This window comes from Myxococcales bacterium (genome assembly GCA_012517325.1).
Lineage (GTDB): Bacteria > Lernaellota > Lernaellaia > Lernaellales > Lernaellaceae > JAAYVF01.
Map to the genome: position 1 here is coordinate 1 of JAAYVF010000061.1, position 17117 is coordinate 17117.

Here is a 17117-nt window from a genome sequence, read left to right on the forward strand (position 1 = left end):
GGGGCAGCTGCCCCTCCAGGACGCAGACCAGCAACCTCATCCGCTGTAACTCCTTGGGAGTCATCGAAATCATGTCCTTCTTCATGGGGGACATAATCGCTAAGCAGTTACAGGGGACAAAGTCGCTAAGCTAATACAGCAGGCGGCGATTTCCGTTTGGCGGCGAAGAGATATACGGTGTTATTTGAGACTGATTCAAATGAAAAATCGTCCGGCGTACTGACCAGGGAACTGGACAAGGTTCATGGCAAGCCTTAGCGTTAAAGCGGCTGACGGGCAACTCGATAGATGACGTAAATGACAAGGTTTTCGCAATCCGAAACGAGCGATTTTCGCTGTTCGGCAACATCAAATTATCGAAAAATCCCGGCCTGACAGGCCAAAACGAATTGGTGCATCTCTGGCAAGGAGCCGCCATGACCGCAAGCAATACCTTCGGCGCCCGCGACGTTTTATCCACTCCCTTCGGCAATTTCACTTATTTTCGCCTGGGCAAACTGGCCGAGGATGGGCTGGCGCAAACCGACCGCTTGCCGTTCGCCATCCGAATTTTTCTCGAATCGGCGTTACGCAACGAAAACGGCCTGGAAGTCACCCGCGAAGATGTCCTGAAACTTGCCCGCTACCAGGCAAAACAACCGGGCGACGCCACCATCCCCTTCGCTCCGGCCCGGGTGCTGATGCAGGATTTCACCGGCGTGCCGGCAGTGGTCGACCTGGCCGCTTTGCGTAGCGCCATGAAGCGGTTCGGCAAAGACCCGCGGAGAATCAATCCGCTGATCCCGGTCGACCTGGTGATCGACCACAGCGTTCAGGTCGACGCCTACGGTTCCGCCGACGCCTTGCGGATCAACGCCGATCTCGAATTCCAGCGGAACCGCGAACGCTACGAGTTCCTGCACTGGGGCCAGAAGGCATTCGACAATTTCCGCTGCGTTCCCCCGGCGATGGGCATCTGCCACCAGGTAAACCTCGAATCCCTGGCGACGGTGGTTTACCGGCGGCGGAACAAGAGTCCCGAGCTGGACGAGTTGTTTCCCGACACGCTGGTGGGCTGCGACAGCCATACGACGATGATCAACGGCCTGGGAGTGCTAGGTTGGGGCGTCGGCGGCATCGAAGCCGAGGCCGTGACACTGGGGCAGCCCTATTACATGGTCATGCCCGCGGTGATCGGATTCCGTCTCACCGGCGCGCTGCCCGAAGGCGTGACCGCCACCGACCTGGTGCTGACGATCACCCACCTGTTGCGGAAGAAGGGCGTGGTCGGGAAAATCGTCGAATTCTTCGGCACCGGGCTGGCGACCATGTCCCTGCCCGATCGGGCGACCATCGCCAACATGGCCCCGGAAATGGGCGCGCGCGCCTGCCTGTTTCCTGTCGACGACAACACGCTGCGGTACCTGCGGGACACGGGACGCCGCGACGAACAAATCAAACTGGTCGAAATCTACTACAAAGCGCAGGGGCTCTTCCGCACCGCCGCGACTCCCGACCCGGACTATCAGGACGTCGTCGAACTTGATCTGACGACGGTCGCGCCCTGTCTCGCCGGACCGAAGCGCCCGCAGGATCGAATTCCCGTATCCGAGATGAAATCGAACTGGCGGGCCGATCTGTACAAGCCGGTGGCCGAGCGCGGCTACGGCTTGCCGGTCGAGGCGGGCGCCGCCCGAGAAACGGTCGAATACCCGGACGGCTCGCGCGGCGAGCTGACGCACGGCGACGTGGTGATCGCGGCGATCACCAGTTGCACCAACACCAGCAACCCCTGGGTACTCATCGGCGCGGGCCTGCTCGCGAAAAAGGCCGTCGAAAAAGGGTTACGGGTCAAACCGCACGTCAAAACGAGCCTCGCGCCGGGTTCCAAGGTCGTCACCCATTACCTCGCTAAATCCGGCCTGACGCCCTACCTGGATCAACTGGGCTTTGCGACCGTCGGCTACGGTTGCACGACCTGCATCGGCAACAGCGGCCCCCTGCCCGAACACCTCGCCAAGCCGATCGAAAAAGGCAACCTGGTGGCCGCCGCGGTGTTGTCCGGCAACCGCAATTTCGAGGGCCGGATCAACCCATTGACCAAGGCTAATTATCTGGCCTCACCGATGTATGTCGTGGCGTATGCGCTCGCCGGCACGGTCGATCTCGACTTGAACGCCGAACCGGTCGGCCAAGGGAAAGACGGGCCGGTTTATTTGCGTGACATCTGGCCGACCAACGCGGAAATCAAAGCCCTCCTGTCCAACGCCATGGAACCGGAAGCCTTCCGCGCGCGCTACGGCGAAATCTATCACGCCAATCCGGCCTGGAACGCCATTCCTTCGACGGACGAAGCGGTTTACCTCTGGCGCGACGACAGCACCTACATCCAGGAGCCGCCTTTCTTTCTCGACATGAAATTGACGGTGGAGCCGATCCGGCCGATCCGCGGCGCGCGCGTGCTGGTCAAGGTCGGCGACAGCGTCACCACCGACCACATCAGCCCGGCCGGCTCGATTCCTGCTCAGTCGCCCGCGGGGCAATACCTGATCGCCCAGGGCGTCGCGCCGGCCGATTTCAATTCGTACGGCAGCCGGCGCGGCAACGACCGCGTGATGACGCGCGGCACGTTCGCCAACATCCGCATCCGCAATCAAATCGCGCCTGGCACCGAAGGCGGCTTCACCACGTACCTGCCGACCGGCGAGGTGACCTCCATTTACGAGGCGTCGCTCCAATACAAGGCGGCGGGCACGCCGACGCTGGTGCTGGCGGGAGTCGACTACGGCATGGGATCCAGCCGCGACTGGGCCGCCAAAGGGACGATGTTGCTCGGAGTCAAAGCGGTGATCGCGCGTTCGTTCGAGATCATCCACCGCGCCAACCTGGTCGGTATGGGCGTCTTGCCGCTGCAGTTTTTGGAAGGGCAATCCGCCGAAACGCTCGGGCTGACCGGCCGCGAGACGTTTGACATCGCCCTCGATGACGGCCTGCAACCCGGCCAGGAGTTGACCGTGGATTACATTCGCGAGGACGGCAGCCGCGGCTCGTTCCAGGTCAAATGCCGGATCGACTCGCCAGTGGAAGTCGAATACTACCGCCACGGCGGCGTGCTCAACATGGCGCTGCGGCGGATGGTCCGGGAATAAACGGAAACGTCAATCAACCACCAAACGGGTGAACTGACATGGCCGATTTGAATCTCGTGATTGCCGGCGCGGCCGGACAGGGCGTGCAATCGGCGGCCGCCATTCTCGGGCGCCTGCTGCTGCGCCAGGGATTGCACGTGTTCGTGACGCAGGATTACCAATCGCGCATCCGCGGCGGGCACAACTTCATGGCGATCCGCATCGCCGACCGGCCCGTCTCAGCCTCGGTGCGGAACATCCATTACCTGATCGCGCTCAACGAAGAGAGTCTGCGCCTGCATTTGCCCAATCTGCAGGCCGACGGGCTGGCGTTGTGCATGGCCGAGGATCGGGGCGAGGTCGCCGATCCCCGGATTCGGGCCTTGCCCGCCGAAGTCGGCCCGGTTGGCGCGCGCAACGCGAAATACGTCGGCGTCAAGCTGATGGCGATGTTTGCGGAGATGACCGGTTTCACCAAGGCGCCGCTGATCGACGCCGTACAGGTGGAGATGGGCAAACGGCTGAAGCCCGAAGTCCTGCAACTGAACCTCGAGGCGATCGACGCCGCGGCGGCTTTCGTCGCCGCGCCCGACCGCCACGCGCTGCCCTTTCAAACCGATCCGGGCCGCGAACGGCTGTTTCTCGAAGGCAACGAGGCCCTGGCGCTGGGTTTGATCGCCGGCGGCATCGGCGTCTATGCCGGCTACCCGATGAGCCCGGCGACCTCCGTCCTCAACACGCTGGCCGAATTCGGCGCCAAGGCCGGCATCGTCGTGGAGCAGGTGGAAGACGAGATCGCCGCGCTGAACGTCGCCCTCGGCGCGGCCTTCGCCGGCGCGCGGGCCGCCGCCGGCACCTCGGGCGCGGGCATCAGCCTGATGTCGGAAGCCATCGGCCTGGCGGGCATCTCCGAAACGCCCGTGGTCGTCATCGACGCCCAGCGTCCCGGCCCCAGCACCGGCATGGCCACCCGTACCGAGCAATCCGACCTCTTGTTCGTTGCGCACGCGTCGCAAGGCGAATTTCCACGGATCATCCTCGCTCCGACCGATCATCGCGACGCCTTTTACCTCGGCGCCGAGGCTTTGAATCTGGCGGAGCGCTGGCAGGTCCCGGTGTTCATCATGACCGACCAGGTGCTGGCCGACGCGCAACAGACCGTCGATGAATTCGATCTTTCCACCGTGAAAATCGAGCGCGGCGCCATCGCCGCCGAACCGCCGGAACCGACCTTAATGAAGCGCTACGCAGTGACGCCGTCTGGCGTTTCGCCGCGCGCGATCCCGACCCAGTCGAAATGGATCGTGCAACAGGACAGCCACGAGCACACCGAGGTCGGCCACCTCAGCGACAACCGCGAAAACCGCGTGCGGCAGGTCGACAAGCGCGAACGCAAACGCGACGGCATCGCGGCGGAATTTCCGGGTCCGGAGATCGTCGGCGATCCGGACGGCACGCTGTTTCTGGCCTGGGGCTCGACGGTCGGGCCGGTACTGGAGGCGGCGGAATTGTTGCGCGCCCGCGGGCGCAAGGTCGGCGTGGCCGTGTTCCGCCACCTTTTCCCGATGAACAAGGAACGGACGGCGGTCGCTTTGTCGCGCGCCGCGCGGCGTTTCACGATCGAGGTGAATCAGACCGGTCAGCTCGGCAAACTGTTGTTGCTCGAAACCGGCCTGACGACCGACGGCCACCTGGGCAAGTACGACGGCCGCCTGTTCACGGTGCAGGAAGCGCTGGCCCGCCTGGAAGAGGCGCTAGCCGGTTGTTGAAAAACACCCGGTGTGCGATCCATGGATGGATCGCCATTTTCGGCAACTTCCGAAGTTGTCGAAAATGAAGCGAAAGAAAAACCACGCTTTTTGTTGAGCGCGGTTGAAAAAGGCCAGGACGGCCTTTTTCAACCGCCTGCTGGGAGGCGAACATGAATTGCGTTGAAAATTACGCCTTGCACGAACCGCAATGGTGTCCGGGGTGCGGCAATTTCGATCTGCTCGACAGCGTCAAGCAGGCGCTGTGCGAACTGGAAATCGAACCGCACAAATTAATGCTCGCCGTCGGCATCGGTCAGGCGTCCAAACTGGGTTTTTCGCTCAAGGCCAACATGTTCAACGGCTTGCACGGGCGCATGTTGCCTCTGGCCATGGGCATGAAGATGGCGAACCACGCCGCACCGGTTCTGGTGGTTTCGGGCGACGGTTGCTTCTACGCCGAGGGCGGCAACCATTTCATTCACAACCTGCGGCGCAACCTCGACGTCACCATGCTGGCGAGCGACAACCGTGTGTACGGGCTGACCAAAGGTCAGGCCTCGCCGACCTCGGCCGCCGATTTCACCACCAAAATCCATCCCGAGGGTGTCGGCGCGGCGCCGATCAATCCCAGCGCGTTGGCCCTGGTGGCGGGCGCGACTTTCGTCGCGCGGACCTTCACGGGCAACCGAGCGGAAGTCGTCACGCTGATCAAGGCGGCGCTACGGCATCGCGGCGCGTCGTTCATCGACATCATGAGCCCCTGCGTTTCGTTCAATAAGGTCAATACGTTCGCCTGGTACAAGCAACGCGCCAAGCCGCTCGGGCCGGAACACGACCCCACCGACCTGGCGGCGGCGCTGAAGTGGGCGCTGTTGCCCACCGAAGAAATCATCCCGACGGGGATTCTCTATCAAGTTCAGCGCCCGGTCTTCGGCGATCACCTGACCGCGATGCGCGGCGAACCCATCGCCGCGCGAACCTGGAAATACACGCCCGAACGCGTCCGGCCGCTGTTCGCCAAATTCAAATAAGGCGCCGGAGGGAAAACCGGCTTTATTCCGGGAGGTGGACTTTGCAAATCACGGATCGTTTTTCCTATGACGTCGTGATCATGGGCGCCGGCCTGGCCGGCATGACGGCCGCCGTCAAAATGGCCGAAAACCACCCGCGCCTCAAGGTCGCGCTGCTGACCAAGGTGCACCCGGTCCGTTCGCACTCCGGCGCGGCGCAGGGCGGCATCAACGCGGCGGTCGCCCAGGACGACAAGTGGGAAGACCACTACTACGACACCCTCAAGGGCGGTTGGTTTCTCGGCGACCAGGACGCGGTGCGCGCACTGACCGAGGAAGCGCCGGCGGCGATTTTCGAGCTGGACCGCTGGGGGGCGAATTTCAGCCGGCTGCCGGACGGCAATTTCGCGCAACGCCCCTTCGGCGGCCAGCGCCGCAACCGCACCTGCTACGTGCAGGATCTGACCGGTCACGCGCTCCTGACGACGATGTACGAACAGGTCGTCAAAAAGGGCATCGACGTTTTCGCCGAATGGTTCGTCTTTTCCCTCGTCGCCGACGCCGACCGTTTTTACGGTTTCCTCGCCTTCGATCTGCAGACCGGCAAAATCGGCTTTTTCGCCGGGCGGGCCGGGCTGATCGCCACCGGCGGTGCGGGCCGCGTCTTCGGCCAATCTTCCAACGCCCTGATCAACACGGGCGACGGCATGGCGCTGGCCTGGCGGGCCGGTGTGCCCCTGAAAGACATCGAGTTTTTCCAAACGCACCCGACGGGCCTGCTCAACGGCATTCTCATCACCGAAGGCGCCCGCGGCGAAGGCGGTTACCTGCTCAATCGCGACGGCGAGCGGTTCATGGCCAAGTACGCGCCGAAGTTCATGGAACTGGCGCCGCGCGATCTGGTGGCACGGTCGATCCACACCGAAATCATGGAGGGCCGGGGCTTCGACGACGGTTGCGTCCGGCTCGATCTGCGTCACCTCGGCGCCGAGAAAATCAACCAGAAGCTGCCGCAGATCCGCGAAATCGCCATGTACTTCGCCGGGGTCGATCCGATCGTCGAGCCGATCCCCATCCGCCCGACCGTGCATTACACGATGGGCGGCATCGACGTCGATGTGCACGGCGCGACTCCCCTGCCCGGTTTGTACGCCGCCGGCGAAGCCGCCTGTGTTTCGGTGCACGGGGCCAACCGCCTGGGAGGCAACTCACTGCTGGATACGATCGTCTTCGGCATTCGCGCCGCGGCTTCGATTCCGGCGTCGCTCGACGGCCGGCACGAAGCGCCGCCGGACCTGCTCGAACGGGAGATGGAAAAATTCCGGGCGCTTTTCGTGGGCCCCTCGTCCACGGACGTGCCGGCGCTGCGCCGTGAAATGGAAAGCGCGATGGTGGCCGGCTTCTCGCTCAAGCGCGAGGCGGAAGGCATGAAAACCGGGTTGGCCGCCGTGCGCCAGTTGCGCGAACGCTATCAAGGCGTCCGCGTCGCCGACCGGTCGCTCGTCTTCAACGCCGAACTGACGCGCGCCCTCGAACTGGGTTGCATGCTCGACGTAGGATACGCCTGCGCCTTCGCCTCGCTGCCGCGCCAGGAATCGCGGGGCAGCCATTTCCGTTACGACTATCCGAAAATGGACAACTCCCGATTCCTCAAGCACAGCCTGGTGACCACCGGCGGCACCGGGGATCCGACGCTGGCCTATCGCGACGTGACGATCGTGGACACCCCGCCGCTCGATGAAATCAAGTATTAGCAAGGAGGGCTGAGATGAAAGCCGTGCTCGATATTCATCGCCGCAAACCGGAGCAAAAAAATTCCTATCGCCAGTCCTTCGAAATCGAGGCCGCGCCCGGCGACACGCTGCTGGATCTTTTCCACAAGATCCAGGCGGAAAAGGACCCGACTTTTGCCTATCGCTACAGTTGCCGCGGCGCGATCTGCGGCTCGTGCGCGGTGCGGATCAACGGCACGGCCGCCCTGGCCTGTAAAACCCAGGCGGCGCCGCTGGCCGAAAAGGGCGTGATCGTCGTCGATCCGTTGGGCAATCTGCCGAGTCTGAAGGACCTGGTCGTCGATTTCGCCCTCTTCTGGGAAGCGTACGACAAGGTGCGCCCGTACATCGTGCGGCAACGGGAACAGCACGATTACCGGCTGACCTGGGAAGACAAGCTTTCGAAAAAGCACCTCGACCAGCTCGATCGGGCGATTCTTTGCATCAAGTGCGCCTCCTGTTTTTCCGACTGCCCCAAACGGCGGGAGGATGCCCGGTTCATGGGACCGGCGGCGGCGGCGAACCTGTACAAGTTTTATTTCGACCCGCGCGACGCCATCCACGCCGAGCGGCGCGAATTGAGCGCCGACCCGGGTTTCGGGGTGGTGGCTTGCGATTCGCATGCGAATTGCGTGAAGGTATGTCCGAAAGATGTGCGCCCGCTAAGGGCCATCAACCTGATTCGACAAGATTTGCCAAAACAGGAGTAGACAGCCGTGGTCGAGAAAAACGTGCGTATCGAAAAAGATTCGTTGGGTCCGTTGGCAGTGCCGGCCGACGCGTATTGGGGCATCAACGTCGCGCGGGCGCTGGAAAACTTTCCGATCAGCCGCCGCAAGATCCATCCGCGGATCATCGAAGCCTATTGCCGGATCAAAAAAGCGGCCGCCAAGGTGAACCTGGAAGCCGGGCGCTTGACGAAAGACCAGGCCCGGGCGATCCGTCAGGCCGCCGACGAGGTGCTCGGCGGGGCGCTGCGCGACCAGTTCGTGGTCGATCTCTTCCAGGCCGGCGCCGGCACCAGCACGAACATGAACGCCAACGAGGTGCTCTGCAACCGCGCTCTCGAGATTCTCGGCCATCCCAAGGGGGAATACAAAATCCTCAACCCGAACGATCACGTCAACATGGGCCAGTCCACCAACGACACCTACCCGACGGCCATGCGGCTGGCGGCGGCGGACGCGCTGGCCGCTTTCTACCCCGAGGCCGAGGCGCTGGCGAAATCGCTCGCGGCGGTCGGAAAAAAATTCGCGCGCGTGCTCAAGAGCGGCCGTACCCACCTGCAGGACGCCGTGCCGATGACGCTGGGCAGCGAATTCAAGGCCTATGCCGAGGCGATCCTGGCGTCGGTCAAACACGTCCGCCGCACGGCGCAGGATCTGTTTGAACTGGGCATCGGCGGCTCCGCGACCGGCACGGGAATGAACACCCACCCTGCTTACGCCGGCCGGATGGCGGCCGAACTGGCCCGCGAAACAGGCCTGCCGTTCCGCAAGGGCAAAGATTTGATCCACCTGATGCAGTCGCAGGCGGCGCTCGGCCGCGCTTCCGGCGCGATGCGCGATTTCGCCGTCGAATTGGGCCGCATCGCCAACGATCTGCGCCTGCTGTCCTCCGGCCCGACCACCGGCCTGGCCGAAATCAAATTGCCCGCGGTGCAGGCCGGCTCCTCGATCATGCCGGGCAAGGTCAACCCGTCGATTCCCGAAATGGTCAACATGGTTTGCTTCCACGCGATCGGCAACGATCTGACCGTCAGCCAGGCCGTGGCCGCCGGCCAGATGGAACTCAACGTCATGATGCCCATCATGGCCGAAAATCTGATCGAAGCCGTCGAAGTCCTCACCTCGGCATGCCGCCAATTGCGCCTTCGCTGCGTCGACGGCATCACCGCCGATCCGGACCGCTGCCGTCATTACGCTTACCGCAGCATGGGGCTGGCCACGGCCCTCGCGCCGTCCATCGGCTACCTGGCTTCGGCCGGAGTCATGAAGCGGGCGCTGGCGGAAGGAAAAACGGTTCCGGACCTGGTGCGCGAAGAGAAGTTGCTGACGGAAGCGGAATTGAAACGCGTGCTCGACCCGGTGCGGATGACTCGACCCGACCCCGACCTGGCCAAGGCCAAGAAAAAATAGCTGAAAATCATTCGCAATAAGCTTGATTGTTGCGGCGGCGGGCTTAAGTTTTATCTAAGTCCAGTGAGGCGTTTTATACAAGGAGAACCGCCATGATTCTGCATCGCAATGAATCCACGGTTACCCCTCAGCCTATTTCCGCGGCCGCCGGCGTTCCCTCCGCCGAGGTGAAAAACATCGGTTTGCGCGGCGTCACAATCGCCGATTCCGCCATCTGCAAAGTGGACGGCGCCAACGGGATTCTGCTTTATCGCGGCTTCGACATCAAAACGCTGGCTCAAAATGCGACCTTCGAGGAAGTCGCCCACTTGTTGTTGCGCGGCAAATTGCCGAACCCCAAGGAACTGGCGACTTTTAAAAAGAAATTGGCCGAATATCGCCAATTGCCCGCGGGCATTATCGCCGCGCTGCAAACCATTCCGGCCAAGGCGGCCCCGATGGACGTCTTGCAAGCGCTCAACTCGCTGCTGGCGGCCTACGATCCCGACCTGACCGACGAAAGCAAGGAAGCCAATTATCGCAAGGGCGCGCGGCTGATCGCCCGGTTCCCGCTGGTCGTCGCGGCCTGGCACCGCATCCGCCAGGGATTGCCGGTCGCCGAACCCGACCCCTCGTTGTCGCACGCGGCGGCCTTCCTCTTTGCGCTGCTGGGCAAGGAAGCCACCGCCGAGCAAGTCCGCAACATGGATGTGGCGCTGACGCTGCACGCCGAGCATTCCTTCAACGCCTCGACGTTTACCTGCCGCCAGATCGCCTCGACGCGCGCGCATCTGTACGCGTCGATCGGCGGCGCCATCGGCTCGCTGTCGGGCGAATTGCACGGCGGCGCCAACGCGCAGGTCTACCAGATGCTCAAGGAGGTCGGGCATAAGGACAAGGTCCGCGATTACGTCGTGCGCACGCTGGACGAAGGCGGGCGCATCATGGGCATGGGCCACGCGATTTACAAAGTGCTCGATCCCCGGGCGCAGATTCTCGGCCCGATGTCCAAGGCGCTCGGCGAGAAGTCCGGCGATCCGATCTGGTACGAGCTGAGCGAGGAAATTCAGCGCGTCACGAAAGAAGAGTTCAAACGCCGCAAAGGCGCCGACATCAACGCCAACGTCGATTTCTTCTCGGCCTCGGTTTACCACTACATGGGCATTCCGGTCGATCTGTTCACGCCGATCTTCGCGGTCTCCCGCGTGGCCGGCTGGGCGGCCCATTACATCGAGGAAAAATTCGCCGAGGCCGCGCCGAAACCGGCCCTCTATCGCCCCAAAGCCGAATACATCGGCCGGTATTGCGGCCCGGAAGGCTGCCAGTGGGAAGATCTCGATCATCGCGCCTGAACCCTTTCCTCCGTTTCCCCGCCCGGTTCGCTTGACGAACCGGGCATTTTTTTGTTTCTTGCCAGACGACAAAAATTCGGTTAATCCAAAGAATGTGGCACCGAGTGCCTTTTTAGTGCCGAAACGAGGAGTTCGACGTGACCGACATCAAGCAAGCCCTTCCCGTCTACGGAACCGACCTGATCCCGACTCTCGATCAACGGTACTTTGACGATTGCGTGGTTTTTTGCGCGCCGGAGGCGTGGAATATCGCCAAGCACCAATTCAAATTTCCGCCGAAGGAAATCGCCGTTCCCAAGGAAATGGAGCAGGCGCGCCTCGAACGCCGCATCCAACGCATGCCGCAAAGCGAAACGGTTTTCGGCATCGGCGGCGGCAGCGCCTGCGACGCGGCCAAGCTCTTCGCTCATTTGACGCACGCCAGGTTGATTCTCGTCCCCTCGATTTTAAGTGTGGATGCGCCCTTCACCAAAGCGATCGGCGTGCGCGTCAACCACCGGGTGCGGTACGTCGGCGAGGTCTATCCCGATCATCTGCTGATCGACTTCAACCTGATCCGTCAGGCGCCGCCGAAGCTGAACCGCGCCGGCGTCGGCGACATTCTGTCGATTTATACGGCGCTCAGTGATTGGCGGCTGGCGCATCAGGCGACGGGCGAAGCGTTCGACGAAACGCTCGCCGGGCAATCCCAGGCGCTTCTGGATCGGCTGTTTGCCGGCGCGACGGCGATCCGCGATTGCACCGACGAGGGTTTGAAGTTGCTGTCCGAACTGTACGTCGCGGAAGTGGCGCTGTGCGAAATCGCCGGCAACAGTCGCCCCGAGGAAGGCTCCGAACACTATTTCGCCTACTGTCTCGAATCGCTGACCCACAAACAGTATCTCCACGGCGAATTGATCGCACTCGGCGTGTTGCTCGGCGCGCTTTATCAGGAACAGCCGCTGGATCGCATTCTTGCCTTCCTTCATGAAACGCAGGTCGAATACCGGCCGGCGGCAATCGGCGTTACCGACGAGGAGATCTGCCATACATTGATCGCGTTGCCGCAATACCTGACGGAAGAACGGCAATTGCCCTACGGCATCTACCACCACAAAGGCATGACGCCGGAAAGCGCGGATGCCTTGCTGAACCGCCTTCATTCGGTAATCTAACAAACGATAATATGTCTAATATTCAATATATTATATAGCGACACTTAAAGTACATTCTATCCATTTGCCGCCTTGCCGTTCTAGATGTCGAAACCGCTTGAAATGTGATATATCAACTCCATGGAAATGAAGCCTCATTCCGAAGGCCTGACACGGCGCGATTTTCTGTCCTTGCTCGCCGGCGTCGGCGGCGCGCTATGCCTGGGCTGCATGAAAGGCGCCAATTCGTCCGAAACGCCTCGTCCCCTTCCGGCCGAAAAGACCGCCGCTTTTCATCCGGCCCGGTTCTGGAAGGCCGAATCCGGGGCGATTCAATGCGATCTCTGCCCGCACGGCTGCACGATCAAACCGGGCGAGACGGGCTTCTGCCGCGTCCGTCGCAATGACAACGGTCAACTCGTCAGCCTGGTTTACGGCCAGCCCGTGACGGTCAACAACGATCCGATCGAGAAAAAGCCGTTCAACCACGTTCTTCCGGGTTCGTTCGCGTTTTCGCTGGCTACCGTCGGTTGCAACATGACTTGCCGCCATTGCCAGAACTGGCAGATCTCTCAAGCCAAGCCCGGCGACCTTCCCGCTTACAACTGGTCGCCGGAAGATCTCGTCCGCCAGGCCAAAACGGCCAAAAGCCGGGCCATCGCCTTTACCTACAACGAGCCGACAATCTGGACCGAATACGTTTTGGACACGGCGGCCGCGGCGAAAACGGTTGGCCTGCCGACGATCCTGATCAGTAACGGCTTCATCCGCGAGGCCCCGCAACGTGAACTGGCCAAATCATTGCTCGCGTATAAAGTCGACTTGAAGGGTTTTTCCGAAAAATTCTACCGCGACATCTGCGGGGCGAGTTTGCAACCGGTGCTGGACGGCATGGTGCGCGTCCGCGAAGAGAAGTGCTGGCTGGAGATTGTCACGCTGGTGATTCCCACCCTCAACGACGATCCGCAGGAATTGCGGCAGCTCGCCAAATGGGTGCTGGACCATCTCGGGCCGGACGTTCCGGTTCATTTCACGCGATTTCAACCACTCTACCGGCTGCGCAACCTGCCGCGCACGCCGGTCGAAACGCTGGAAAAAGCTCGCCAGATCGCCTTGGACGCCGGCTTGCATTACCCGTACGTCGGCAACGTGCCCGGACACCCGGGAGGCAACACCTATTGCCCGCACTGCGGCGCAACGGTCATCCGCCGGGTCGGCTTCACCACGGAATTGGTCGGGATGAAGGACGGCGCTTGCGCCAAATGTCGCACGGCCATTGCCGGCGTCTGGTCCTAAAATACTCCGCGCCGCGACAAATCGCTTGACATTGCTCCCGCGCTTTCCAAAATCGTCGCGTTTTTAAGGGATGGAAAAACGATGACGCCCACACCGCCGCATTCCCGTTCGCAAACCGATTGGCTGCCCAGCCTGATCGTCGGCGGTTACGGCCTGTTCACCTCGGTGATGTTCTTTTTCATGCCGATTTATTTCGCCGACGAATTGGGTTTCAGCGGCATTCAGATCGGGCAATTGTATTCCGTGCTCGCCCTGGCCGGATTTCTGGCCGCCCTGCCCGCCGGCCTGGGCAACGACCGCCTCACCAGCCGTTCGCTAATCATCGGCGCGCTCGTGGTGCAAGGCGGGGCGCTGTTTCTGCTCAACCGCGTCTCGCTGTTTCCGGTGGTCCTGGCCATCTACTTCGTCTGGTCGATCACCAACAATGTCTTCCGGCTCAGCGCCGAAATGCAAATGCTGAAATCGGATACCGGCGAACGGACGAGCCAACGGATGAGCCTGTTTCTGGCTTGCCGGTTCGGCGGCCTGGCGATCGGGACCTTTTTCGCCGGTTACGTGCTGTACCGGCTCGATTTTCGCGGCACGTTTCTGTTGATCGGCCTGTTCTGCCTGTTTTTGATCGTCCCGGCGTATCGCCTCGCACCGACGCCGATCGCGAAAAACCGGCTGTCGGCCTATTGGGGCGATCTGAAATCCTGGCCGGTGATCCTCTTCATCGGTTGGATGTTCCTGTTCACCACGCATTGGGGTGTGGAATACACCTGCTACGGCTTGTTTCTCAAACGCGAGTTGCACCTGTCGCTGACGCAGATGGGCCACTACATGTGCGTCGAATACCTTGCCGTGCTGGCGACCGCGCTGCTGATCGGTCCGCGGATGGGCCGGCCCGGCGCGCTTACGGCTTACGGCATCGCCGGCCTGCTGCTTTCGGGAGTCGGCCACATCGGCATGGTGAACCACCACGTCGCCGTCTCGCTCGCCTTTCGCGCCTTGCACGGCGTCGGTGACGGCATCATCATGGTGCTGACCTATCTGGGAATCGCCCGCCTGTTCGACGTCAACCGCATGGGCGGCAACGCGGGCGCGATCAATCTGGCGATGACCCTGGGAATGATCACCGGCGCGTTGATCGCCGGGCCGCTCGGCGAAAAAGTCCGCTATAGCCTGCCGATCTGGGTGAGCGGCATCCTGCTCTTGTTGCTGGCCTTGCCGTTGGTGGCGAAAACCCGCCTGGGAAAGCGATTCGGTTAGTCGAACGACGGCGTGAATGGGTTGCGTTTTTCCAGCAGCGCCAGGATCTTGTTGATGGCGCCGCGGCTGGTGATCAACGAGGCATGGCCGCCTTCGATGAGCAAATTGTGCGCGCCGGCCAGCGTGGCGCTGTCGGGGGTGACGAAAAAATCCTCGCGCGCGGCCACGCAGTGGATTTCCACGTCGGCCGGCAACGGTCCCTCATGCAATTCGTTGAGGAACGTCGAGCCCGGCGTCATCTGCCAGAGCGTCTTGTAGAACGGCGCGAACAGCGCCAGCCCGGGTACGGTCATGTAGGTGCCGTGGAACGGCGAACCGACGGCGATCAGGCGGTTCACGTATTTTCCGAGGTCCAGTTTTTTCAAGCCCCATAAGGCGATCAGACCGCCCATCGAATGCGCCAGCGCACTGATGCGGACGCCGCCCATCCGCGCGGAAAGCTTCGCCACCTTGGCGGTCAGCAGTTCGCTGCTTTTTTCGATCGAACCGACGTTCAGCAGGCCCAGATCGATGGAAAGGACGGGAAAGCCTTCCAGCTTCAGCCGGCGCTCCAGAAAACGGAGCACGCCGCGTGTGCCCAGCCAGCCGTGGATCAACAGAACCGGCTGGCGAAAACCGGCGCTCGGCTCGCCGAATTCCCGACTATCGACCAGGTTGCCGTGGATTTCGCCCCAGGCATACAACAGCACGTTGACGGCCTGCTCGAGATTCATCACCTGCATGTGCAACGCGTAGCGCGCCATTTCCTTCGCGGTCAACGTTTTGGGCTGGACGAAGAGAAACCGCAACCCCATGCAGACGCCACCGTTCCCTCGGCATTCGTCACCCTTGACGTGAATTACTTCGGCGCGACCGATAAACGGGCGCAGGTCGTCCATCAGGGTGAATTCGAAATCGACGATCGTCCCCTCCGACCAGGGTTTCTCCACCCGCACCCGCATGCCGCTGGCGCTGATGTCGCCCACTTCGGCGGTGAGGTGCTGGTCCCGATGGCGCAGGTGTGCGTTCAAGACGGTGGTTACCGGCACCCGCGGAAACGAACGTCGTTCGAGAATGTTGCGTGGATTGCTCATGGTTACGGCATATCGATCAGTATTTTTAAATTTTTCGGTTGTCGCGCCGCCTCGAACGCCGCGACGGCCTCGTCGAAAGTATAGGTCGATGAAATCAAATCCGCAACTTGCACCCGTCCGGCCGCCAGGTGTCGCAACGCCGGCACGAAGGAGCCGCAACGGCTGCCGAGCACCGTGATTTCGTCGATCACCAGGGGCGCGGGATTGAAATCGAACGAACCGGCGTAGGTCGATTTCAGCACCACCGTGCCGCGCGGCCGCACCGCCTTGAGCGCCAGGTTCCAGCCGCCGGCCTGGCCGGAAGCCTCGATCACAATGTCGAAATCGCGCCGGGGATAAAAATCCGCCTCGACGAGCCGTTCGGTCGCTGGCAATTTCGCCAGTTTTTCCGGATGATGGCCCACCGCGACCAACTCGACGCCGTACAACGCCAGAACCCGCGCGATCAACACGGCCAGTTTGCCGTCGCCGATCAGGCAGACGCGGTCGATCGGCCGCAGATGCAATTGCTCGGGAATTTCGAGCGCCGCCGCCAGCGGTTCGACAAAAACCGCCTCATGGTTTTTCACATCCGCGGGCACTTCGTGCAGGTTCGCGGCGGGCAACGAGAGGAATTCGGCCAGGGCGCCGTCGCGGCCCAGGATGCCCAGGACAGTCCGGTTCAGGCAGTGGCGGGGCAGATTCTGGCGGCAAGATGGGCAATCGCCGCAGCCGACGTTGATTTCGCCGACCACTCGCCGGTCCACCCACTCGCTCGGCCCCTCCTCCACCACGCCGACGAATTCGTGGCCCAGAACGCCGCGAAAACCCATGTAACCGGCGGTGATTTCCAAATCGGTATTGCAGATGCCGACTTTTTTCACCCGGATCAGACATTCGCCGGTGTGGCGCGGCAGAGGCCGGTCGACCCAGGTCAGCGCGCGATCGAAAACGAGCGCCCGCATCACCAGGGGCCCGCGCCCGCCCGAAAGAGATCGGCGGGATCGACGTCGAAGGTGATGCCGAAAACGCTGGAGAGGATCATGAAAATCAAGCCGAGGGCGACGAGCAAAATCGCCATGGAAACCAGCCCGACGCCGCCGAGCAAGGCAATGGAGATCAACCCGGCGGCGGTGACCAGCACGGTCACCATGCCCTTGTCGGCGTAGGGCGCGACCGGCGAGATGACCATCAGCGCCTCGGTCATTTCGCGGGTCTGGCCGGTCGCTTTTTCGTAGATTTCATGCAACTGCTCGCGCCACCGATGATCCATGCT

13 protein-coding genes are annotated in these 17117 nt (G+C 62.1%); 10 read left to right on the forward strand and 3 right to left on the reverse strand.

Annotation, left to right across the window (positions count from 1 at the left end):
• Positions 1-416: 416 nt before the first annotated feature.
• The 10 genes from acnA to GX444_10925 all read left to right on the forward strand — a co-directional run bounded on the left by acnA (position 417) and on the right by GX444_10925 (position 14789).
• Complete coding sequence (gene acnA / locus GX444_10880; protein NLH49095.1) at positions 417-3128, forward strand: aconitate hydratase AcnA; 2712 nt, start codon at positions 417-419, stop codon at positions 3126-3128.
• 38 nt (positions 3129-3166) lie between these two features.
• Positions 3167-4876 (forward strand): 2-oxoacid:acceptor oxidoreductase subunit alpha, encoded by a 1710-nt coding sequence (locus GX444_10885; GenBank protein ID NLH49096.1) that lies wholly within the window; start codon positions 3167-3169, stop codon positions 4874-4876.
• Between the two features lie 152 nt (positions 4877-5028).
• Positions 5029-5889, forward strand: coding sequence for a 2-oxoacid ferredoxin oxidoreductase (locus GX444_10890; GenBank protein ID NLH49097.1), 861 nt, complete (start codon positions 5029-5031; stop codon positions 5887-5889).
• 80 nt (positions 5890-5969) lie between these two features.
• Positions 5970-7622 carry an FAD-binding protein gene (locus GX444_10895; GenBank protein ID NLH49098.1) on the forward strand — a complete coding sequence of 551 codons (1653 nt, stop codon included), beginning with the start codon at positions 5970-5972 and terminating at the stop codon, positions 7620-7622.
• Positions 7623-7636: 14 nt separating this feature from the next.
• Entirely contained in the window at positions 7637-8350 is a 714-nt protein-coding gene (locus GX444_10900) for a succinate dehydrogenase/fumarate reductase iron-sulfur subunit (GenBank protein NLH49099.1), read from the forward strand.
• A gap of 21 nt (positions 8351-8371) precedes the next feature.
• Positions 8372-9778 carry an aspartate ammonia-lyase gene (locus tag GX444_10905; GenBank protein ID NLH49100.1) on the forward strand — a complete coding sequence of 469 codons (1407 nt, stop codon included), beginning with the start codon at positions 8372-8374 and terminating at the stop codon, positions 9776-9778.
• A gap of 92 nt (positions 9779-9870) precedes the next feature.
• On the forward strand, positions 9871-11109 hold the full coding sequence (locus GX444_10910; protein ID NLH49101.1) for a citrate (Si)-synthase: 1239 nt from the start codon (positions 9871-9873) through the stop codon (positions 11107-11109).
• A 137-nt stretch (positions 11110-11246) separates the two neighbouring features.
• On the forward strand, positions 11247-12263 hold the full coding sequence (locus GX444_10915) for an iron-containing alcohol dehydrogenase family protein (protein ID NLH49102.1): 1017 nt from the start codon (positions 11247-11249) through the stop codon (positions 12261-12263).
• Positions 12264-12383: 120 nt separating this feature from the next.
• Positions 12384-13538 (forward strand): AmmeMemoRadiSam system radical SAM enzyme, encoded by a 1155-nt coding sequence (amrS, locus tag GX444_10920; protein NLH49103.1) that lies wholly within the window; start codon positions 12384-12386, stop codon positions 13536-13538.
• Between the two features lie 81 nt (positions 13539-13619).
• A complete protein-coding gene (locus GX444_10925; protein NLH49104.1) occupies positions 13620-14789 on the forward strand; it encodes an MFS transporter in 1170 nt (389 codons plus the stop codon).
• Here GX444_10925 and GX444_10930 read toward each other — a convergent pair.
• The 3 genes from GX444_10930 to GX444_10940 are packed head-to-tail and all read right to left on the reverse strand — an operon-like array spanning position 14786 to position 17114.
• Complete coding sequence (locus tag GX444_10930) at positions 14786-15862, reverse strand: alpha/beta fold hydrolase (GenBank protein ID NLH49105.1); 1077 nt, start codon at positions 15860-15862, stop codon at positions 14786-14788. The genes GX444_10925 and GX444_10930 overlap by 4 nt on opposite strands.
• Before the next feature lie 2 nt (positions 15863-15864).
• Positions 15865-16806 carry an alcohol dehydrogenase catalytic domain-containing protein gene (locus tag GX444_10935; GenBank protein ID NLH49106.1) on the reverse strand — a complete coding sequence of 314 codons (942 nt, stop codon included), beginning with the start codon at positions 16804-16806 and terminating at the stop codon, positions 15865-15867.
• Positions 16806-17114 (reverse strand): hypothetical protein, encoded by a 309-nt coding sequence (locus GX444_10940; protein NLH49107.1) that lies wholly within the window; start codon positions 17112-17114, stop codon positions 16806-16808. Before GX444_10940 ends, GX444_10935 begins: the two co-directional genes overlap by 1 nt.
• Positions 17115-17117: the final 3 nt, after the last annotated feature.